This window comes from Streptosporangium sp. NPDC000563 (assembly GCF_040299985.1).
In the GTDB taxonomy this organism is placed as follows: Bacteria; Actinomycetota; Actinomycetes; order Streptosporangiales; family Streptosporangiaceae; genus Streptosporangium.
The window spans coordinates 290,190-311,405 of the sequence record NZ_JBEPDA010000005.1; the positions used below are offsets into that span (position 1 = coordinate 290,190).

Consider the following 21,216-nt stretch of genomic DNA (forward strand, 5'->3'; position numbering starts at 1 on the left):
CTCCCCGGGGAGTGGTTCCAAGGCGCACGTCTCAGCCGCCGAGCCGTGCGCCCGGACGGCGCCGGGCCGCCTTGAACCGCGTATCCCGGGCCGGCTTCTCCACCAGTGAGATGCAAGCCGTCTCCCATCACCGTTCGGCACCGTGGCATGAGCGTGAGACGGCGAGGTGCCGCTCAGGGCATCGGCCACCGCCGTCCACGGCATTCCATCGCGCCCATCGTGAAACGAAGGTGCTCATGAAACGTGTCACGACCCTGCTCGTCCTCGGCCTGCTCGCCGCGCTGTTACCCGGGACCGCCCACGCGGACCACGAGTACGGCCAGGCGGTCGTCCAGAGCGTCCAGGTCGACAAGCCCACCTACGCGGGGCCGTGCCATGGAAGGGAGAACGATCTCAAGGTAACCGTGCAACTGACCTACACCGGTCCGGGTTGGGCCTATGTGTCCTACACGTTGAGCGGGATCAGCGACGAATACGTGCACCACGTCCATCAGCAGGAGCAGAACGGGCCGGGCACGTACGAGTTCCGGATTCCGTTGACCGAGTCGGGGACCAGGCAGCTCAAGGTGGTCGGCCTGGTGTGGAACGGCGGCGAGCCGGTCGAGACCGGCACACCGGTACAGGTCACGATCGACCGAACCTGCCAGGACGCGAAGGCGACCGTCGAGCCCGTGGGCGACTACACCGGGCTGTGCGGATCGGAGGCCACCACCCCGATCAAAGGGGTGATCACCTCACCGATCGCGCAGACGGTCCGCTACCAGTGGTACTACGCCATCACATACGGCGGCTCCCCCGTACCCGGTCACGAGATCCAGACGCTCGTCTTCGACAGCCCCGGAGCCCGTGAGGTCACCGGCTTCCTGCCGCGCACTTCGTCGGGTTGGCCCAGGCGTTACTACATCAACATCATCGAGCCTTCGCCCAACCCCAGCCAGGCTGTGATCACCCAGACGACCTGCGCGACCCCGCCCGTGGACATCGCCGGCGCGAGCCAATTGAACTACGACGGCCCGTGCGGTCCGGACTTCTCGACCCCGACACGCGCCATGATCACCAGCGGCAAGGGGGAGACGCGCTACCAGTGGGTCGACGAGAACGCGACCCCGCTGCCCGGGGCCGGCGTGCAAACCGTGAACATCTCGGAGCAGGGCGGCACGCGGTACGTGGACGGCCCGCGGCTGCCCAGACAGCGCCCGGGGAGCGGAAAGGTGGGAATCGTCTTCCCCGACCTGCGTACGGACGTGATCGGCCTGGCCTCCTGGTCCACGACCTGCCGCCCCCTCGCGACACCGAACCTGACCCAGGTCGAGTTCACCGGCGAGGAGGAGTCCTGCGAGCTGCGCCGGCCCGCCACCTTCACGCTGAAGGGTTCGATCACCGCGCTGGGGCCGGGTCCCATCCGCTACGCGTACGCACGCAAGAGCGCCCAGACGAACAACGCCTGGGTCCGCGACCCCTGGACCTCGCTGACGCTCACCTCGGCCGGCACGGTCGACGTGCCCAAGCAATGGACGGTGCCCTTCTCCCGGCAGGGGGAGCAGGGATACTGGCGCCTTGAGATCGACGAGCCGTACACGGGCGTGTCCGGCCAGGCCCGCTACTGGTTCTTCTGTTCCAACTGACCGTAAGTTTTTTATCCCGGGCTTCCGAGCCCTTCTCCCGCCGAACAGGGCGTTCTGTCGCTCTGACCGCTGAGGAGGGCTCGGGACCGGTGAATGACGTGGCAACCGGTCAGGTGGAGCGATGGTGCACCCATGCTCGCCCTGCCTCGGCGGCCCGCGCACGGAAACCGCGCCCTTCCTCCGGGCCGAACCGCGCCTTGTGCAGGCGGAACAGCGTCCACAGCGCGGCCAGGCCGGTGACCGCGTCCGCGGGTGCTGACTGCCAGGCCGGTACGCGGGCCAAAAGCGCCTCGGTCTGCTCCGGGGTGTGGCCCGCCTCGATGAGGCGGGGAGCGAGCATCACGGCGTCCACCCACGCGGCACCGCGCACCGCGAACGCCCAGTCGATGACGTACGCTCGCCCGTCGTCGATCCGGAAGTTGCCGGGGTGCAGGTCGTAGTGGAGAAGAGTGTCCCCCTCCAGCGCGTCGAGGCTGAACGTGGTGAGGGCCGTCTCGTACATGGCCCGGTCCGGCAGCTCCCCGGCGAGCAGGGCCGCGGCCTTGGCTTGGAGGCCCGCGATGTTCACCGCGACCTCCGGAAGCCCGCCGGGGCACGGGGTGAGCGCCTCGTTCAGGATGGCCACGGTGTCCAGCACGAGCGGCACATCCGGCGAACCGGGCGACAGATCGGCGTCGCGGCCGTCGACGTACTCGTGCAGCAGCACGATCCACCCGTCCACTTCGCCGCTCCAGCGCAGGTGGGGCGCGGGCAGGCCGGGTGGCAGTACGGCACCGGCTCGTCGCTCGCGCTCGTAGAGGGGCGCGGCCAGGTTGGTGGTGGGGACGGCCTTGAGGAAGGCGGTTTCGTTGTCTTCCGTGTGCAGCCGGGCGGCGAGGCCGGGCATGAGTCCTTTGGTCACGGGTTCGGCCTTGAGGACTTGGCCGACCTGCTCCTCGACGGTGACCCGTACGTTGACGGGGAGGTCGTCCCACTGGGGTTTCACGGTCAGCCCTCCCTCGTACTGATACCCGCCTCGCGTCTTACGTTGAGAGAGTTGACTCGCTCGGCGATCCGTCTCGCCGATGCGATCGGGTCTTCGTGCTCCCAGACGCGGATCACGGTCCACCCAGCCTCAGCGAGAATCCTGTCGGTTTCGGCGTCGCGCTCTCTGTTCCTACGAACCTTCTCTGCCCAGTACTCCGCGTTCGTCGCCGCCTTGGTGTGGTGCTCAGGGCAACCATGCCAGAAGCAGCCATCCATGAAGACCGCGATCTTCACCCTGGTGAAGACCATGTCGGCTGTACGGCGAATGCTCGGCAGCGGACGGACCGAGACTCGATACCGGAGTCCGAGGGCATGGGCCGCGCGCCTGAGCGCGAGTTCCGGCTTGGTGTCCCGTCCCCGGTTGCCCTTCATGCTTTTGCGGACGCCTTCGCTGGAGGCGCGAGTCGGCCTCTCGACTGCCATGCTCCCTACCGTATCGAGAGCTAAGCGCTCTGGGCTTGATCCGCTTCGACGGACATTCCTCCGGGACGAACCTCTGATCTCAGATGTCCATCAATAGATCAAGCCCAGATACACAGAGGCGCTGATAGACCGATCTGACGACACGACGTACTAAGCCAAGGGGCAGAACCCACGCCTGGGAGATGCAACGGCTCCGTCTTACAGCGTTGAAGATGGCGCTTCCTTGGCACAAGATACCAGTAAGGCGGGGACACTCAGACGCCGGTTGTCATGTTAACGATCTGATCTCTACCGGTGACTACGGTAATCCACAGGAGCGTGCCATCCGTCTACAAGACATACTAACCAGCTACCCCTGGAGAGACAGTTGCATACCACCAAGGAGCTTCCGGCCGTCCGCCACGCTATCGTCCGCCTGGATACGATCACCCGCCACCCAGCCTCCAGATAAGAGCCCGTTTTTCTTTATGTCTGCCATCGTCATTCCTTTAGCGATGCTGTTGAGCTACGTGATTTCTATTGTCACCATCGCCCCTGACAGCACCCCTAAGGCGGTCGAGAGAACCATGCCAGCCGCCTAACACCATTTCTAGTCCACCTCGGTGAGAACGCCCAGTAAGGCGAAATGACCGTCTTTTCAACAATGCATATTGTTAAGGTTTGGGCCATGGATAAATTTGCTGCAGTTTTCATCGATTGGGTTGAGCGTTTTGGGCTTGAAGGCGCTCTGGAGCACTTCCGCGGAGGACCGTTCACGAACAAACAGATCGACGAGTGGGTCACGGAATACCAGCGCCTAGTAGAGGACGTGAAGATTGGCTACCCGCCGAAGATGCTCTCAGCCCCTGGCCTCAAGCCTTGGTATCCCGGCCCGCTGCCCCATCATAAGCGCTAGCCCGCCTTCCGTGATTCGTTGACACGGCTGTCAACTGATGCACTGGAGAAACTGGACCAGTCGACATCGAAGATCATAGCCAATACTCACAGCCCCAATACCCCGAAGTATCTAACAAAAGGCCTCGTCGTTGGATACGTCCAGTCGGGCAAGACCACCAGTTTTACCGGAGTCGCGGCCAAGGCTGCCGACATCGGTTACAAGCTGGTTATCGTGTTGTCGGGCAGCCATAACGGTCTGCGTCGACAGACCCAAGAACGGCTGCAGGTCCAACTTGTCGACACCGCTGGTGACGGCGCTTGGTTCCCGTTGACGGATACGACCAAGGATTTCTACAAGCCTTCAGCAACGTTCGCCGCCCATCAAGGAGGCGACCGCACGATTTTAATCGTTGCGAAGAAGCAAAAGGACGTCCTTTCTAGGCTCCTGAGCTGGCTTACTAAGGCATCGCGTGACGGGGCACTCGCCAATGCTCCAGCACTGATCGTTGATGACGAGGCCGACCAGGCAAGTGTCGCAACCGCGAAGATCAATCCTCAGATACGGTCCCTGCTCAAGCTGTTCCCGCGTTGTGCCTACATCGGCTACACCGCCACCCCGTTCGCCAACGTTCTCATCGACCCGTCGGTCCACGACGAGCTGTATCCAGAGACGTTCATCCTCAACCTGCCCGAACCCGACGGTTATTTCGGCGCCGAGAAGATCTTCGGGCGGGATGCGGTCGAAGGCGAGTACGTAGGCCCTCAGCTCGACGGCTACGACATGGTGCGTACCGTGCCTGACAAGACTGTCGCGCAGATCCGTCCGGTGGGTCGAGGGTCAGAGAACGGGTTCGTCCCGACCATCACCGACGAGCTCGCGAAGTCACTGCACTATTTCATCCTCGCCACTGCGGCTCGACGGCACCGCGGCGATGAGAGCCATTCAACAATGCTCGTGCACACTGGAATGAAGACCGCCATCCACGATGCCTATCGGGAGCCGCTACGCAATTTTCTTAATAATCTTGCTACTGCGGTTGAATGGCAGGATCCCGACACGTTCACTGAGCTGAAGGCGTTATGGGAAGAGGAGACCAAGCGGGTACCAGCATCGCTGTTCGATGGCCTGGCACCGGTGTCCTTCGATGAGTTGATCGGCCACCTTCCCGAGGTCCTCAGTGACGTAAAGGTGATCGTAGATAACTTCCGCAGCCGAGACAGACTGGACTACTCTGGTGAACGCCCGGTGGTCGCCGTCGCAGTCGGCGGTAACACACTCTCGCGCGGCTTGACTTTGGAAGGGCTGGTCGTCAGCTTCTTCGTCCGCTCGGCCAATACCTACGACACCTTGCTGCAGATGGGCCGATGGTTCGGCTACCGAAACGGCTACGAGGACCTGCCGCGCATCTGGATGACTAAAGCCTTGAAGGCAGACTTCCGGCACTTGGCAACCGTCGAGGCCGAAATCCGCTTGGACATCGCCCGCTACGAGGAGCAAAACCTGTCCCCCCGCGAAGTAGGAGTGCGAATCAGGACTCATCCGGTCCTCAACGTCACCGCCAAGATGGGGGCTGCCCGCATCGCATACGCCTCCTATGGAGGCCGACGAGTACAGACTCGGTATTTCCGCGAGAATGACGCTACCTGGCTCGGCGCTAACCATACGGCAGCGACCGCACTGGTGACTGAGGCCATCGCTGATGGCGTCAACGTCGATGACCATGGAGACGGCACCGTGATCCTTCGGGACGTCGACGTCTCGCATGTGCTCACCTTTCTCCAGACCTACCGCGTTCATGAGGATTCGCCCGATCTGGATCCGCGCCTGGTGACCGCATACATCGGCAAGGAGAGTCGACGCGCCCATCCCTCGTTGTTGACCTGGAATGTGGCACTGATGGGTGCCCTAGTCAGCGATGTAGATCACGTCGTCGACTTCGGCGCTGGAATCCGACTCGGCACGATCAACCGGTCGTTAATCAAGGACACGGGTGGTGATGAGGCCGATATCAAGACGCTGATGTCCAAGGAGCACCGAGTTGTCGATATGGACATCAGCACGTCGGAGGCACGCGGGAAGTCGGAGGGTGCGCTGGTCGACCTACGCAACGCCAGCATCGAGCACGCAACGACTGGATTGCTCCTGCTGTATCCCATCGCCCGGGACTCCCAACCTGAGCCTGCCAACATCGAAGCACGCGTGCCGTTCAACGCAGCCGACCACGTGATCGGCATGGCGCTGGTCTTCCCCGGCAACGCCGACGACAAGGTGAGCAACAAATATGTACAGGTTGACACCAGTGGCGTCGATATTTCTGAATATGACGAGATCAACGACGCTCTCGAAGAGAATCAGGACCCGGAGACGGCATGACAACTAACGACCGGGTCTGGCAAGCACAACTGCGAGCACGCTGGGCTGTGCTGAGCACGCGCCGTAACCCCGCTGGTGTGGTCACCAGCGGCATGGGCATCACAGTCAGCGACGGTACAGAGGTATTAGCAGGTATCGATGCTCGTGGAGACCACCATCTGCTTGTCCCTACTGGCGTCGACGCATCCATCACCGAGGATTCGCAGGCTGCGTACGTCAGGATCCAACGATGCACATTGGTCGTCGACGGATACGTCCGAACCTATGCCGACATCGTCTGCCACCGCACTGATTTGTCCGAGTTGTTCGACGACATCCTCGCGGCCATGCTCGCCCAGCTTGCCGCTGGCCCCGCAGAACGGCCCGACGCCGTATGCAAACGGGTGTTGGACGAGTGGCGTGAACTATTGCGACACCGCGGAGGCCTGCTCGGCGACGACGCGCTGCGAGGCTTGTTCGGGGAACTCATCATCCTGGAACAAATCCTAATGACAGGCGACGCACACAATCTATCGGTGTGGCGTGGACCTGACCGCGAACCTCATGACTTTCACCTCCCAGGCGGCGACCTAGAGGTCAAGACCCTCGGCGCGGCTGGGTCAGCAGTCCGGATCCATGGTATCGAGCAGCTTGAACCGCCCGAGAACAGTAACCTGCACCTGATCATGGTCCGACTGGCCACCGACCGTGACGGACTCGCCCTACCCGACCTTGTCGAGCGGATTCAGCAGAAGGCCAGCGATCGCCGAGCGTTCGCTATAGCCCTGGCACGGGCTGGCTACGGCGCGACTGATGCCGAGCACTACCGCGACCGTCGGTTCATCGTCACGCAAATCGCCGCACTACCCGTCGATGACGGATTTCCGCGCATTGTCCCCTCGTCACTAGCCGACTCGCTGCCTGACGAGGTCAGTGCCCTGTCTTACACTTTGGACCTGTCGCTTTTGCTGCCCAATGCACTCACCGGCGCCTCCATCGCACCGCTGTTCGCAAAGGGGGCCCTATCCTGAGCCCGGAACCGTGTTGGTGGTCCGAGCCTGTCGCCGCGACCGGCTCGGCCAAAGCCGAGGGCATCCGCAAGCAGCTAGGCACCCCTCGGATGGACCCTCTGACCCTCCTGGTTCGCGAAAGCGCCCAGAACAGTTTGGACGCGGTCGATCCTACTGGTAACGGCGTCCGCTATAGCATCGGTCTGTCTCAACCAAGATCCGAACAATTACTGCGCTGGCGGTCCCTGCTGTGTCCTGGACCGGAACGCGCCAACCTCGGCATCGAGGAACTCTTCAATGTGGGCAACCCAGTCATGGTAGTGATCAGTGACCGCGGCACCCAAGGACTGGGCGGCCCACTGCACGCTGACGTAGCCCTCGCGCCTGGGGCCGACTTCGTCAAGCTCCTACGTAATATCGGTGAACCCCGCGACCGGCAGTTCGGGGGAGGCACCTACGGATTCGGCAAGGGAGCCCTGTTCACCACCAGCAGCATCGGCACAATCCTCATTCGTACCCGCTGCCGCTGGCAGGGCCGCCTGCAAACCCGACTGATCGCCGCTGCGCTGGGAACGGGATTCCAACGCAACGGCCGCGTCTACACAGGCCGGCACTGGTGGGGTCCGATCATCGATGGAGTTCCCGACCCGATGCTGGACACCGAAGCGGAAAACATAGCCAGCTGCCTCGATCTACCGCAGATGCACCCGGAAGAAACGGGTACCGACATCGTAATTGTGGGCGCGACCCTTGGGACTGTCCCTATGGGCGGTGAGGACGACGAGGAGCACCCTCGTACCGTTCATCAAGCCGCCGAGCATCTCGCTTCAGCGATGATGTGGAACCTGTGGCCGCTTATGTTGCCCACGGACGCTGAAGTAGCATCGCTGCACTGTCAGGTCACAGCCGACGGCGTGAACGTTCCCGTACCACGTCCGGAAGAAGAGCCGGCCATCAGGCCGTTCGTCGACGCTTACCGGGCACTGGATGACGCTCCGACGATCATCCGCCGGAAACGCCCCGCCACCGTGCTCGGCCGCCTCGCCATCCGCACTGGTATCGCGCCGATCCATACTACCGTCGCCTCGTTGGCCGCCCCGTTCACGGGTTCGGCCCACCATTGTGCGCGGATGCGCGAGCCGCGACTGATCGTCGACTACTTAGAAGGCCCTCGGTCAACGAATGCCGTAGTGCACTACGGCGCGGTATTCCTCGCCGACCACGAACACGATCAAGTTTTCGCCGACGCCGAACCACCGACTCACGATGCCTGGGTGCCCGACAAACTGACCGGCAACGCCGCCAGCATCATCCGCCGAGCTGAGGTGGAACTGCTTACGGAGCTCGCAACGTATGTTGAACGACAAAATGGCATGTCATTGAGCGATGGTACCCAGCCACCGCTGGGTGCACTATCCAGTCGCCTGGCCGGCCTGATTCCCACCGCGAGCGGCCCAGGTGCCGACGCCAGCGGAGGTACGTTCCGCCCTGGTGGTGGCGGATCCTCGGCAGCGGCACGGATTACAAGCGCACCCCGGATGGTGCGCCTGAACGGCGCCTCACGCATCGTCGCCGGGTTCCAAGTACACCCCACCTCGCGCCCTGTAACAGTGCAGGTCGTAACGTCCGTCGCGCTAGATGTCGGTAACGAGAGTGAACCGCCGATCGGCGCGGACAGTCCGGTCGTCTTGGAACTGTGCGACAAGGGCGATCGAATCATTCCCGGCGACACCGTCACCGTAGGCCCCGCCGATAGCCGAGACTGGACTGTGGTCATTCGTCCCGCGAGCGGAGCTGCAGCAAGGGTGCGACTCCTTGTCACCGAGGGCGATGACGCATGAATCGTGGTGTTCCCCCATTTTTGCTGCCTGGCGCAGACGTCGTCAAAGCCCATCCTTGGCAACTGCACCAAGACACCGGAACCATCCCGCTGCCAGCGTTTCTGCCCGACTGGGACTACAACACTGATCTGCACCTAACTCGCAGCATCTATGTCGACACGGTACGAGTCCGCCGGGAGGCTGCGCTGCCCAGAGAGGCTCCGCTGCTGCTCGTCGTGGAATGGACTGCGGCTGCTGCACAGACTTCCGACCTTGCCTGCCGCATCTCAGTGCCCGCTAGCGCCAAGGTCACTGTGACCGCAGACATCCATGGAGCGCTGCTTGGCGGCGCGCTGATCCTCACTACCCGCCTAGTCCTCGGCGAGGACATTCTGGCTACGGACCCGTTCTTCGCGCAACACGCTGGCGACGTCCTGTATGAGGACACCGTTCGCATCGAGCTACAGGGCACCGCAGGTCGACTGCCCACATACATAGTGAACTTCGCAGAAGCCGGTTTCGATTCTGATGCGCGATGGCACGTAGAGTTGCCTACGAGCCTATCCGAGCCAGCAATGGCGGCAGTGCGGATTTACCTCAACAGCGCCGACACGGAGGTCGTCAACGCCGCGAAAAAGGCCGCTGCACCGACACCAATACAACAGCGGATCCTCACCTGGATGGAGGCGGACCTGACCAGCCGCTTGGTCGAAGCTGCACTAAGGCCCGAATGGCGCGAGATTTTGCACGACTACACCGACGACGTCGACAGTATCGGAGCGAGCCTTGCTGCCCTGCTAGCGGCCTTGTTCCCATGCGAATCTCCAGCGACGCTAGCCACGATGCGCGACAGCGACCCTGGGCGATTCCACTCCCGTCTACAGGGCGCAATGAAACGGATGCGAGCACACCGTGATGATGATGCTGTATCCCCGACTGTCTGATGTCGAGGGTCGGATCTTGCTTGACCGAATCCGACTCCAGGACATCGATATGCTTGCCCGTAATGCGCAGCTTGACCACCCGATGGTCTATGCGCCGACCGGTGGCATCCCAGCTGGTCGCGAGCATCTTGAGGCCGTCGCCCACGCGATCCGCCAATGCGCCAAAGAGCACGGTTACCCCAACCGCATCGGCGACATCACACGCCCCTTCGACCGTGCCCTAGCCACCGTCGTGTTCAAGGATATCGACATGGCCCCGGCCGAGGCCGCCGCTCCCGAAGTATGGACCTACATGGCGATCCGGCTTGTGCCCGACGTCGTCATGTGGCGCTGGCAGCCAAAGTACAACGAACAACGCTGGATCGGCCGCGGCCTGGTCCGGCATACTCTTGGTCGGTTGTGGTGGCAGGCATATGCCCTTGGCCTCCAAACCGACGACGGACGCGACTACGCGCTGCTCGACACGCTATCTGAAGCCGATCTCAATCAGATCTTCGAACGTCGCAGCATCGGCGGCACCCCGCCACTGGCCCGAGCTCTCGTCTCAGAACTCGCTGACGCCCGCATCGTTGAATCGGGGCTTCCACGTCGTGCCATCGTTCGTGATGTGACCAAGCGAGTCTGTCGACTCATCCCGTTCACCTCGTTCTTGGCTCTCGATGAACAGCAAATCCGAATGCGACTTCGTGGCGTCGTAACCGAATCCCTGACGGCTCTAGCAGCGGAGAGTCAACCTCTCTAAGAGTGAAATTTTGGTCCCGACAGAAAAACTAGACGATGGCCGCCAAGAGCCTGATTTTTTACGAAAACTACAAGCATTGACACTTCTCTAATGCGAGACTCTTATTCAGTCACCGCACTGGAGCATATGTCACATGAATGCGCTATCCCATTCCTCTTACGCAGGGTTTCCCTCCATTTCTCCTTCTCTGAAATGACTTTTTCGAGAAGTTCGGCTTCTAAATCGAGTGTCGCAGCAAGAACATGGGTCGCCAGACGCGGCGGAATGGCGTTTCCAATCTGCTGAGCGATATCTTTACCAGCCCACGGATAATCAAGAGGGAAGGTCTGTAGCTGTCCCGCCTCCGCATTGGTAAAACGAGGAGCCTCATCCCCGTTGTTCGTCACCACTCGGTTGCGAGATATCTTTCCAGTGACAGTGGCTGCTGGCTCAGAGGAGTTGCGTCGGCCGCGAGCTCTAGGGTCGCCACCAGTACCGTAGTTAGAGACGACGACAAATGGCTCTTGCCGGTCGAGCTCGTCACCCATCGTCACCCACGGGAGCAGTCGCTGATCTCCCTCTGTCCGAGGCACCCCCTTGCGGTACGGGCGATGCGTCGCGTTGGGCAATACAGCCTTACCGTCAAAACGAGCAATCAAGACCGCACGACGCCGCGTCTGCGGTACGCCGAACTCCTCCGCGCGCAGCACGCCATGAGCCACCGAGTAGTTCTTGCGCTTGAGGATTTCGCCAACCACTTCCCATACCGGCAGTACGGCGGGCACCTGCTCCAGCACGATCGCCTTGTAAGGGCGCTTTAGTTCTATCGCTTCGAGAGCCCACCGCAGAGGCTCCAACACTAGGCCTGTACGTTCGTCTTTCAACAGCGCCAAGTCCGAGGTGACATCCTCGCCCTTCGCCATACGCTCGGCAAAGCCGAGCACATCATCTAGGGCACGGCGGCCAGCACCGGAACCCGCAACGGTGTATGTCTGGCATGGCGGCCCACCTGCGAGGACGGTGGCGTTAGGGAAACCCGATGGGCCGTACTTACGAACATCCTCGTACTTCGTATTCAGTTCGGCTGCGCAGCGGGTCCTGCACGCGTTTATATCCCATTCAATGCCGACAACGGGTATGCCCAGCTGATGTGCAGCTACGTCCAATCCGCCTGGACCGGCGAATAGATCCACAATTTCGTCGGCGTGCACACGGTCTCCTGGGCTGTCGGAATGGAGGTCAGGGATGGCAGAGCCGGCGTGTGCTCACCGCCGATCTACTCCCGAGACTCGCCATGACCAGGAAAGCGTACTCCCTGTTTACGGTGGCTAGCCACCGTGGCACGTTGGTCCTATGCCCAACAAGCACAAGAACGCTTCCGTGGTCTGCCGTCCGGATCCAGAGCTCTATGCGCAAGCCAAGGAGGCTGTTGCAGAGGTGGGCTCCACCATGAACGCGCACCTCATCGAGTTCCTACGCTGGGTCGTCAGAGATACCGACGAACTTCCCCCTCGTCCGGCTCTCAGGGGAACGGACCCATCCCTCAACAAGGAGGTGGGTCCAACACATCTTGATCGCGACAGCGCATCAGAGGGGGGATCCGAGGGATCACCCTCGATCGGATCGCCCACATCGTGATCTTGATCGAGCCCCGGTAATGGTCACCTCCAACCGACTGACGACATGGCGACGCATCATCTGACCATGTCGAGCGGTGCCCAACGACTCATCGTCAGCCACCGATCTTCACAACACACCCAGCGGCCAGGTGGCGAAGACAGGTAATCGGCCCCACCCAACGACCAAGAACTTCACTACCGTCAGATGACATCTCCCTGTTTTGTCGGATGGGACCGATATTCTCCCTTCCTGGCCAACAGGAGGATGCACATGGGCGACGCCGGAAGAATCTTGAAGGTCTTGGAGATCTGCGCTGGTGCCGGGGGTCAGGCGCTGGGTCTGGAGCGAGCCGGCTTCGAACATGAACTGCTGGTCGAGTTGGATGAGAACGCTGTCAGCACTCTCAGACACAATCGGCCGCACTGGAAGGTCGTACAGGGCGATGTCGCCGACCCTACAGTGTGGAATCCCAGGGACTACGAGGGGAAGATCGACCTTCTGGCAGGTGGGGTTCCCTGCCCTCCTTTCACGATCGCAGGAAAGCAGTTGGGAGCCACGGACGAGCGCGATCTCTTCGCCTGGGCGATCGAGCAAGTCAATATCCTGAGACCTCGCGCCCTGTTATTGGAGAACGTCAAAGGGTTGAGCATGCCCAGGTTCTCTGGTTATCGGCAACATGTGCTGGACCGACTACGCGAATTCGGATATGCTGCCGAATGGCGACTTTTGAACGCTTCCAACTATGGTGTTCCGCAGCTCCGCCCCAGGTTCGTGCTCATCGCAATGACATCAGATGATTTCGCATATTTCCACTGGCCCGAGCCAGTCGACCATCCCCCTACAGTCGGGAATGTGCTATTTCCACTAATGTCCGCCAAAGGCTGGAATGGAGCAATGGACTGGGCAGAGAAAGCCAACGGAATCGCGCCGACCATCGTCGGAGGCTCAAAGAAACACGGCGGTGCCGATCTAGGTCCCACCCGAGCAAAGAAGGCATGGGAGAAGATGGGCGTAAACGGCTGGGCTTTAGCCGATGATGCCCCCGCCTGCGATGATGTGTTCGACATCGGCCCCAAACTAACGGTGGAGATGACCGCTCGCCTACAAGGGTGGGACGATGAAGAATTCAGTTGGAAGTTCACTGGCAAGAAGACCGCGAAGTACCGACAGATCGGTAATGCGTTTCCTCCTCCGGTCGCCAAAGTAATCGGCATTGCCATCGCCGCCGCACTCGATCACACGACCGAACCACGTAAGCGCGACCTAGCTACAGCGCACGACCCTATCTATCGAGCCCTCCGCGACCGAGACGACTTCATGACCATCGCCCAGATCACTAAAGCGATTGGGGTTAGACTGGAAATCCATGAACTGGAGCGCCGGATCAACCTACTTAGCCAGGACTTTCACATCGAGACCCGTAGCGATAAAAGTAAGTCGACAGCCTATAAACTCGGCGCTTTCAAAGCATTCCGCGGCGAAGAAGATCATGTCCGCCACGGAAAGTTTCAACAGGAGAGAATTCGCATCAGTTAACCCCTGATGAACAACTTACATTGAACGTATTTCATCCCGCTTCGCGGGTCTGGAGAACGCAGATGGCTTTGATGAGCTGACCTGCGCGAAGGGGACAGCAGCGTAGTTTCCGCAGGATGCGCCAGGTCTTCAGCACCGCGTTGGCGCGCTCGCCGGGGCCGCGGAGCTTGGCGTGGGCGGAGTTGGCCGCCTTCTGCGAGGCGGGCTTCTTCCTGCCTTTGTACGGCACCAGCACCCGCTGGCCGGCGCCGGTGTATGCCTTATCGGCAAGGGTGATCAGCCCGGCGCTCTCCAGACGCCGGATGATGCCCCAGGTCCGCGCCGCCGTCAGGTCGTGCACCGATCCTGGAAGGGAGCCCGAGGTCCACAGCGGTGTGCCGTCCGGAGCGGCGATGACCTGGACGTTCATGCCGTGATGGTGGTGTTTGCCGGAGTAGTACGGCCGGTCGGCGGCGACCCGGTCGATCGGGATGAGCGTGCCGTCCAAAACGACGAAGGCGTATCCGGCGCGCTTGGCCGTGCGCAGCGCCTGATCCAACGTGGGCGACCGCCGCGCGAGCAGGGCAACGGCTTCGTGGACGTAGCGCCAGGCCGTGGCCGCCCCGATACCGAACCCGGCCGCGACCTCGGCGAACGTCTCCCCCTTGCGCAGGTGCACCAAGACCAGCAGTGCTTGCTGTCCGGGGTTGAGCCGGCGCCAGGTCGAACCGATCGAGGCTCGATGACGGCGGATCACCCCGGCGAGGTAGGTCAGGGTCCGACGGTGACAAGGGCAGCACAGCACGATAGAACAGCAACTTGAAGCCTCTGGTTACAGGTTGATCTTGGTCGACAACCCTTATACCAGGGGCTTCTCTACGTCAGGACCGAACCCGACGCCCCACAGCGAGCTCACGACCTGCGACACCAGGTTGGAATCAGCTCACTGAAGGTGTTCCAATTCCGCGTGGAGAACACGGTGGACGTCAACCGCTCTTCGCAGTGTGTGTCCCGCTCCGGGGATGACGACCAGACGAGCATTGAGGCTCCTGGCCTGCTCCAGTGGGGTTACCCGATCCTCGTCTCCATGGATCAGAAGCAGCGGATGCTGAATCGCGGCTTCTGGTCCGCCGGAGAGCTCACCACGAAGCAACTCCGCGTGATGGGCCTGGAACTTCGGTGCAGCACCGCTCCAACTCTCCAGGTCCACCACGGCTGACCTGGCGATCCCGGCCGCGAACACATCGGTGATCGCCAAGGCGCGCAGAACGGTGTACCCGCCGGCGCTTGCACCCCAGATCGCCACCCACCCAGGATCCGCTCGACCGGCGGACGCAAGATGACGAGCCGCGTCTGCGCAATCGGTGGCGTCGACCATCCCCCATCGATGACGAAGACCTAACCGATACGCGCGGCCATACCCGGTACTCCCTCGGTAGTCGACATCAGCGACGGCGAAGCCCCTGCTCGTGAAGTACTGCGTGTGGAGATCCAGCCGTAGCGGCCAATTCGCCGTCGGCCCTGGATGAGCCCGTACAAGCAGTGGCGGAGGCCCATCGTTTCCTCCCAAGGGCGGGTAGTAGAGGCCGTACGCCTCACCTCCATCGCGGGTGTCGAAGGTGAAAGGCTCCGGCCGGACGAGCGATGCCTGGTCAAGGTTGATGTCGGCCGGTGTGAGCTCATGAACGGCGCCGCTGGTCTCGGCCAGCACCACCGTGGGCAACCGAGTAGGACTGGAGCCGATGAAAGCGACTTTCCCGCCCACCACTGCCAGGTAGGGCTTGATCGAGGTGTACGGCAACGCGAGCCGTTCCACATCACCGTCGGAGCGCTTCACGGCTAAGGAGTGCAGCGGCCCCTGCTGGATGACGGCCATGACCTGGCCACCCTGAAAAACATAAGTGCGATACCCGAACTCCCAGGGAGCCGCCGCGACCTCGAACTCCCCCGTGATGACCGGCTCGGCATGGCCGTCGCGCCAGGCGTACAGGTTCCACCAGCCCGACCGGTCGGAGACGAAGTGCAGCACCCCGTCGTCGCTCCACCGCGGCTGGCAGACCGACTCCTCGTCCCCGCCCGCGACCAGCCTCGTACCGGTAAGCACACCATCAGGCCCGATGTCGGCCAGCCAGAGCCGGGAGCCGTCCCACGGCATGAGCGGCGCGTTCCACGAGACCCAGGCGAGCTGCTTCCCATCAGGGCTGGGCTCCGGGGACATGTAGAAGTCCTCGCCGGAGGCGATGATCGACGGCTCGGCCGACAGAACGACCAGCTCGTTGTGGACGCCGTTCTCTTCGTGACGTTCCCGTACACAGACCAGCTCGCCGGTGCCCAGAAGAAGACGAAGATCGGCATAGCGCCAGCTTCCCGACGACGCGGGAGTCACCGGCACAGGGTGACCCCCGTCGCGTACGTGATAGACCCGCTGGTCATCCGCGTTGCAGAACCACAGATCCCGCTCGGTGGCCAGGTAGGCACCTCCGCCGTACTCATGCACGTAGGAAGCGACGTGGAAGCCCTCCGGCAGCACGTCCTGGCGGCCGTCGGCAGCGGTCCAGCGCACGAGCACGTCCCCGTCCGGCCGTCCCTCGATCCAGTAGACGGTCTCACTGACCGCTTGGACCGCGTCGTACGAGACGGTGGCGCGGGCGACGACCTCAGCGGGGATAGGGCTCACTCTTGCAATGATCGGACGAAGTCATCCAGTTCGCGAGCGACCCCGGGTTGCCGGGGCGCCACCCGGTCCCGGAAGCGGTGGACCCGGGACATCCCGGCGACCGATCCTCGCCGGGCGAACACGGCGATCGCCTCCTGGGTCAGCCGTACGGCCTCGGCGGGTTCGCCTTCTCCGAGGCGTGCCTGCGCCAGGTCCACGGTGAGTTCCGCCTTGCGTCGCACGCACGTGGCGGGAACTCCGCCGATGGCCTGCTCGAAGGAACGGGCGGCCTGGGCGTAGTCACCGAGTTCAAGGAGGCAGTTGCCCTGGTAGCCGAGCAGCCGCTCGCGGTCGAAGTCGTACATCCATTCGTCCCGCTCGTCACCGGCCCGTTCCAGGGCCGTGTTCGCCTTGTTGAGTTCGGCCAGTGCCGCTCTGCCGTCGCCCGCGTGGACGCGTGCGGTGGCGCTCACGGCGTGCAGCCAGGACCTCGTCACGTGCGTGACAGAACGACCGGCCGTGTCCAGAGCCGCTGAAGCGTGTCGAACGGCTTCATCGGCCCGTCCGGCCGCATCCGCGGTGATGGAACGGTAAGCGCTGACGTAGGACCGAAGCCCTTTGTCGCCCGCTTCCCCAAGAGCGTCCAAGGCGGTGGCGTACCTGTGTCCCATCGCGAAGTGGTCACCGAGATCGAACCAGATCCACGCCGCGAACCCGGCCGCTTCCCCAGCCGCGTAGGCGATTCGCCGTCGCAGCTTGTCAGGGGCGGGAGCCTCCAGGAGAGAGCACAGGAGGGCGAGGTGGCCGTCGACCGGGACGAGCATCTCGGCAGATGTCAGTTCGTGGTAGAGGCGGCGCTGACGCACGGTGATCGTTTCGATGTCCTCCACCACGGCGAAGGTGATCGCCGAAGCGTGCTTGCCGCACGTGCTGAGCCGTCCCCAGTCGACACCGGAATCCGGCGCCTCCGGACTGGGCCTGCGCGCGGCTTCGCTGCGGTGGCGGAGGTGCGCCTGCTCGCGGATGACACCCGGGAGCATGTTGTTGAGCGTTCCGCCCGCGCCGAGCGCGGTGTCGCATGCGATGACCACGGACTCCGAAGGAGCGACCGAGGCCCGTTCCACCGCGCCAAGGTGTTGCCAGGAGTATCCGGTCAGCTCGCCGAGTTCCATCAGCGTGAGCGAGCGCGCCTTGCGGAGTTCGCGCATCCTGGACCCCAGCGCGGCGAGCAGTGACGAGCCTGGGTCGAGGGCCTTGGCCGGCCGCCCGCGACCACCTTTCCTTTCGGTAGCCATCCGAACACTCCCTGCTGTTTTTGCTGTTCGTTGCGAGCAAATCAGGTCGTACGGTCTGCTGTCAGCACCTTGAGCAAGCTGGATCGTGAGAGATGGACGCCCATGAGCACCGCCTCGATACATGCCCTCGATCGGCTGAAGAAACGCGCCTCCGAGCACGCGGGCGACGCCGCCCTGTCCGGCGAAACACGCCGAGGTGTGGCGAGAACTCCTCCGCGCGTATCCACTGCCCGCAGCAGCGGCGAGAACGAACAGCGACCCGATCCGACGGGGAACGGCGGACGCTCACGACCGGCGAGCTCAAGAACATCAAAAACGGCCCTGCCCGGCGAATGGCGTCGCCTGGCAGAGCCTCGACCGCACTCTGGAGGTGCGCGATCTGTGTCTCACAGTAGTAGAACTCCGAAAATCATCCGTATCCGTTGGCATGCCGAGCGTCCGCCCTCACCTCTCGGCTGCCGTTGGTGCGGTCATCCCCCGTACGCGCACGACGCCGCCAGCCTGCCGCACCGCCCAGGACACCTGTGGGAGCAGCCCACCTCGGCCCAGGTCCGTACCCGCATGACGGCCCGGCGCCGCCTCGGGCTCTGCGGCCGACTGCCCGCACCTCCCACACCGGCCGTCGTGACCCCACGCCCGCCGAGCCACCCCTTCACGGGCTCCCCCGTCCCCCGGGGACGCCACGCGCGATCGGCCACCCCGCCCTACGGACGCGAATCGCCACCAAGAACACGGCCCGGCAGGCGCGAGACGCACCGGAAGGGAGTGGCAGCATGAGTGCACCTCCCATCGAGGCAAAGGCGGACGCGGAACACCTCCGGCACGAACCCGGCGACGACCCCCGCGCGCTACGCACGCTGAGGCTCCGCTTTCCCGACTGGCGCCCCTGGTACGGCCACGCCACCGGACGCTGGTGGGCACTCTCCCCCACCCGGTACCGCCAGCGCATCGGCCTCGTCGAAGCCGACACCCCCGCCGAACTCGCCGCCCGGATGCAGCACATCGAGGACTTCCACCCCCACCCCGAGCAGGCACACCAGACAACCGACAAGGACCTCGGGGCCGCCGAAAGCGACCAGCACAGCGAGACCATCAGCAAGGGAGGTGACCGAGATGACCGTACGACTGCTGTCCGTACTCGCCGGAGTGCTCACTGACCGATTCCGGACGACAACCGACGCCCCCAACGGGCCGGCCGCCACCATCTGGCCGCCCTACCCCGGCCGGATCCCCGGCTGGTCAACGACGCCGAACCACACCCCCGTCATCTCCCAACGCTTCCCCGCCACCCCCGACCAGGTCAGAAACGCCCGCGCCTTCGTCGCCGACATCCTCGGCGACGACCATCCACTGCGCGACGACGCCACCCTCCTCACCAGCGAACTCGCCACCAACGCCGTCGAACACACCACCACACCAACCGACACCGGAACCGCGGGCACCACAGCGGGCGACCGGCCACCGGAGTTCGTCGTCACGGTCGCCTTCACCTCGCACGGCGTCATCATCACCGTCCAGGACCCCGGCTCCACACAGATCCCGCACGTCAAGAACCCCAGCCTGAACGCCACCGGCGGCCGAGGACTCCTCCTCGTCAACGACCTCGCCACCCGCTGGGGCTTCCACCGCGACCCCACAACAACCGTCATCTGGTTCGAACTCACCTGACAGACCGGCCCGAACACTCCCGGTCAACGTACTGATCTTGGGGCAGACTCCGAATCCACCCCAAGGTCAGGCCCTTTTGGCAGAAGCGGTCGCCCAGGCTCGGACAACGGTCCATGATGCTCACGTGCTGTTCGACCAGGGCGCGAACCCCCTATCACTGAGGCACCGACGATGACGCGGCGCGAGCGACGGCCCCGGTTGATGGTCCTGTCGCATCGGTCCCGTTACGGTGAGGCCATGAGTGCCAATGCGTTGGAAGTCCGCCTCCGCGAGGGGAGAGAGCGGATTGATCTCGCGCGGTACACCGAGACTCTCACCCAGGTTCAGCGTGCGCTGAACGACATCGACCATGTCCTCACCCAGCGGAAAACCGTCAGACCCGCGTGGATCGTGCAGGACCTTGGCCATGACGAGCAAGAACTCGTTGTACGCCTGAGCGCCAGGGAGACCCCTCGCCGCGACCACGCTTCTCTGCTCGCCTCCATTGACGCGCTGGTCTCCGGGGTGGAGCAACTCCAGGAGACTCCCGAGGTTCCCCAGTACTACACCGCGACCACCGTCGAGCGGCTGTTGAGGATCGGGAAACCCGGAAACGGTGTTCAGGAGGTCTCCCTCGCCACGGTCAACGACACGGCCGGTCCGCACTTTCCGGTATCCGAACCGGTCCGGGAGCATGCCCGGCTCGCGATGACCGGAACGCAGGTCTCCCTCGGGTCGGTAGCCGGCTGGATCGACCAGATGAGCGTGCGTCGCCTGAACAAAGGCGTGTCCTCGGTGAGCCTGTTCGACCCTTTGACACGACGGGCTGTTCTCGGACGGCTTCCCGCCGAGATGCAGGCCGTCGTCGAAAGCATGTGGCGTAGACGAGTACTGGCTCGCGGGACGGTATGGCGCAACGACCACGGACAGGTGGTCAAGATCGATATTGAACACCTGGAGCCTCTCCCCGAAGAGTCGGCAGCACCCGCATCGGTCGCGGAACTGCTGGGGATCGCACCCGACTGGCTGGGCGACCAGAGCGTCGACGACTACATCCGGGAGGCGAGGCGTGCCTAGCCTCCCCCGCGTGTATCCCGACGCCAACGTGTATCTCGACTTGATCACCCGTAATGAGGACATCAACAAGAGCACGGGGGAGGAACGGTGGCGCAGCGCCGAAGCGGTGTTCAATGGAATCTTCACCCGAGAGGCCGAAATGGTTGCCTCTCCCCTGGTCGAAGCCGAGGTCCTGTGCAACGGCAACGCGCGCCTACGCCGGGAACGTTCCGAGAACGTACGCGAGCTGCTCCGAACGTGGTTCATCGCACCTGGCACCATATGGGTTGACATAGACCGATACCTCGTCCGCGAAGCCGTTCGCCTCCGCGATGCCTACGGATCGCAGCATGCAAAAGGCTCGAAACCCTTCGGCGCGGCCGACGCGCTGCACCTGGCAGCCGCACTCCGTGCGAAGTGCGGCTATTTCATGACATGCGATGAAGGTTTCCCCCTCGGACAGACCATTGACGGAATGAAGATCATCCACCCCAACATCGTGTGGCCGGAAAAGCTACGACTGGAGATGGAGTAGAGGTCCGCTTGATGTCTTGCTGCCGCTCATGATCCTGCGCAGGTTGATCGACACCCAGGTTGAGGGAAGCGCTGAGGACTCCCGATGGCTCGCG

General features: G+C 63.0%; 17 protein-coding genes and 1 pseudogene. 12 read left to right on the forward strand and 6 right to left on the reverse strand.

The window, feature by feature from the left end; genetic code table 11:
• Positions 1-236: 236 nt before the first annotated feature.
• Positions 237-1,625: a hypothetical protein gene (locus ABT352_RS16410; protein WP_350945658.1), complete on the forward strand. Its 1,389-nt coding sequence runs from the start codon at positions 237-239 to the stop codon at positions 1,623-1,625.
• 109 nt (positions 1,626-1,734) lie between these two features.
• Here the strand turns inward: ABT352_RS16410 and ABT352_RS16415 are convergent, their stop codons facing one another.
• Positions 1,735-2,610: a phosphotransferase family protein gene (locus ABT352_RS16415; RefSeq protein WP_350945659.1), complete on the reverse strand. Its 876-nt coding sequence runs from the start codon at positions 2,608-2,610 to the stop codon at positions 1,735-1,737.
• Positions 2,611-2,612: 2 nt separating this feature from the next.
• Positions 2,613-3,074, reverse strand: coding sequence for a very short patch repair endonuclease (locus ABT352_RS16420; RefSeq protein WP_350945660.1), 462 nt, complete (start codon positions 3,072-3,074; stop codon positions 2,613-2,615).
• A 625-nt stretch (positions 3,075-3,699) separates the two neighbouring features.
• On the opposite strand from ABT352_RS16420, the gene ABT352_RS16425 reads away from it, so the two are divergent.
• The 6 genes from ABT352_RS16425 (at position 3,700) to ABT352_RS16450 (ending at position 10,819) form a co-directional block, all read left to right on the forward strand.
• Entirely contained in the window at positions 3,700-3,969 is a 270-nt protein-coding gene (locus tag ABT352_RS16425) for a hypothetical protein (protein WP_350945661.1), read from the forward strand.
• An 18-nt stretch (positions 3,970-3,987) separates the two neighbouring features.
• Positions 3,988-6,324: a Z1 domain-containing protein gene (locus ABT352_RS16430; RefSeq protein WP_350945662.1), complete on the forward strand. Its 2,337-nt coding sequence runs from the start codon at positions 3,988-3,990 to the stop codon at positions 6,322-6,324.
• On the forward strand, positions 6,321-7,334 hold the full coding sequence (locus ABT352_RS16435) for a PD-(D/E)XK motif protein (protein ID WP_350945663.1): 1,014 nt from the start codon (positions 6,321-6,323) through the stop codon (positions 7,332-7,334). The genes ABT352_RS16430 and ABT352_RS16435 overlap by 4 nt, the downstream gene beginning before the upstream one ends.
• An 89-nt stretch (positions 7,335-7,423) precedes the next feature.
• Entirely contained in the window at positions 7,424-9,154 is a 1,731-nt protein-coding gene (locus ABT352_RS16440) for a hypothetical protein (protein WP_350945664.1), read from the forward strand.
• Positions 9,151-10,077 (forward strand): hypothetical protein, encoded by a 927-nt coding sequence (locus tag ABT352_RS16445; protein WP_350945665.1) that lies wholly within the window; start codon positions 9,151-9,153, stop codon positions 10,075-10,077. Before ABT352_RS16440 ends, ABT352_RS16445 begins: the two co-directional genes overlap by 4 nt.
• Entirely contained in the window at positions 10,049-10,819 is a 771-nt protein-coding gene (locus tag ABT352_RS16450) for a DUF6339 family protein (RefSeq protein WP_350945800.1), read from the forward strand. Before ABT352_RS16445 ends, ABT352_RS16450 begins: the two co-directional genes overlap by 29 nt.
• A 101-nt stretch (positions 10,820-10,920) precedes the next feature.
• Here the strand turns inward: ABT352_RS16450 and ABT352_RS16455 are convergent, their stop codons facing one another.
• Positions 10,921-12,009: a DNA cytosine methyltransferase gene (locus ABT352_RS16455; protein WP_350945666.1), complete on the reverse strand. Its 1,089-nt coding sequence runs from the start codon at positions 12,007-12,009 to the stop codon at positions 10,921-10,923.
• A gap of 679 nt (positions 12,010-12,688) precedes the next feature.
• On the opposite strand from ABT352_RS16455, the gene ABT352_RS16460 reads away from it, so the two are divergent.
• Positions 12,689-13,954 (forward strand): DNA cytosine methyltransferase, encoded by a 1,266-nt coding sequence (locus ABT352_RS16460; protein WP_350945667.1) that lies wholly within the window; start codon positions 12,689-12,691, stop codon positions 13,952-13,954.
• Between the two features lie 31 nt (positions 13,955-13,985).
• On the opposite strand, the pseudogene ABT352_RS16465 reads toward ABT352_RS16460, so the two are convergent.
• The 3 genes and pseudogenes from ABT352_RS16465 to ABT352_RS16475 form a co-directional block, all read right to left on the reverse strand.
• Positions 13,986-14,751: pseudogene (locus ABT352_RS16465) on the reverse strand (transposase family protein).
• A gap of 125 nt (positions 14,752-14,876) precedes the next feature.
• Positions 14,877-16,610, reverse strand: a complete 1,734-nt coding sequence (locus tag ABT352_RS16470; protein ID WP_350945668.1) for a S9 family peptidase — start codon at positions 16,608-16,610, stop codon at positions 14,877-14,879.
• Positions 16,607-17,884 carry an NsdA family TPR-like regulatory protein gene (locus ABT352_RS16475; RefSeq protein WP_350945669.1) on the reverse strand — a complete coding sequence of 426 codons (1,278 nt, stop codon included), beginning with the start codon at positions 17,882-17,884 and terminating at the stop codon, positions 16,607-16,609. Before ABT352_RS16475 ends, ABT352_RS16470 begins: the two co-directional genes overlap by 4 nt.
• 773 nt (positions 17,885-18,657) lie before the next feature.
• Here ABT352_RS16475 and ABT352_RS16480 point away from each other — a divergent pair.
• The 4 genes from ABT352_RS16480 to ABT352_RS16495 all read left to right on the forward strand — a co-directional run bounded on the left by ABT352_RS16480 (position 18,658) and on the right by ABT352_RS16495 (position 21,122).
• The gene (locus tag ABT352_RS16480) at positions 18,658-19,041 is read left to right on the forward strand and encodes a hypothetical protein (RefSeq protein ID WP_350945670.1); all 384 of its coding nucleotides are present in this window, start codon (positions 18,658-18,660) and stop codon (positions 19,039-19,041) included.
• Entirely contained in the window at positions 18,998-19,552 is a 555-nt protein-coding gene (locus ABT352_RS16485; protein WP_350945671.1) for an ATP-binding protein, read from the forward strand. Before ABT352_RS16480 ends, ABT352_RS16485 begins: the two co-directional genes overlap by 44 nt.
• Before the next feature lie 171 nt (positions 19,553-19,723).
• Positions 19,724-20,608 (forward strand): hypothetical protein, encoded by an 885-nt coding sequence (locus tag ABT352_RS16490; RefSeq protein WP_350945672.1) that lies wholly within the window; start codon positions 19,724-19,726, stop codon positions 20,606-20,608.
• Positions 20,609-20,618: 10 nt separating this feature from the next.
• Positions 20,619-21,122, forward strand: coding sequence for a PIN domain-containing protein (locus tag ABT352_RS16495; RefSeq protein ID WP_350945673.1), 504 nt, complete (start codon positions 20,619-20,621; stop codon positions 21,120-21,122).
• The last annotated feature ends 94 nt before the right edge of the window (positions 21,123-21,216 follow it).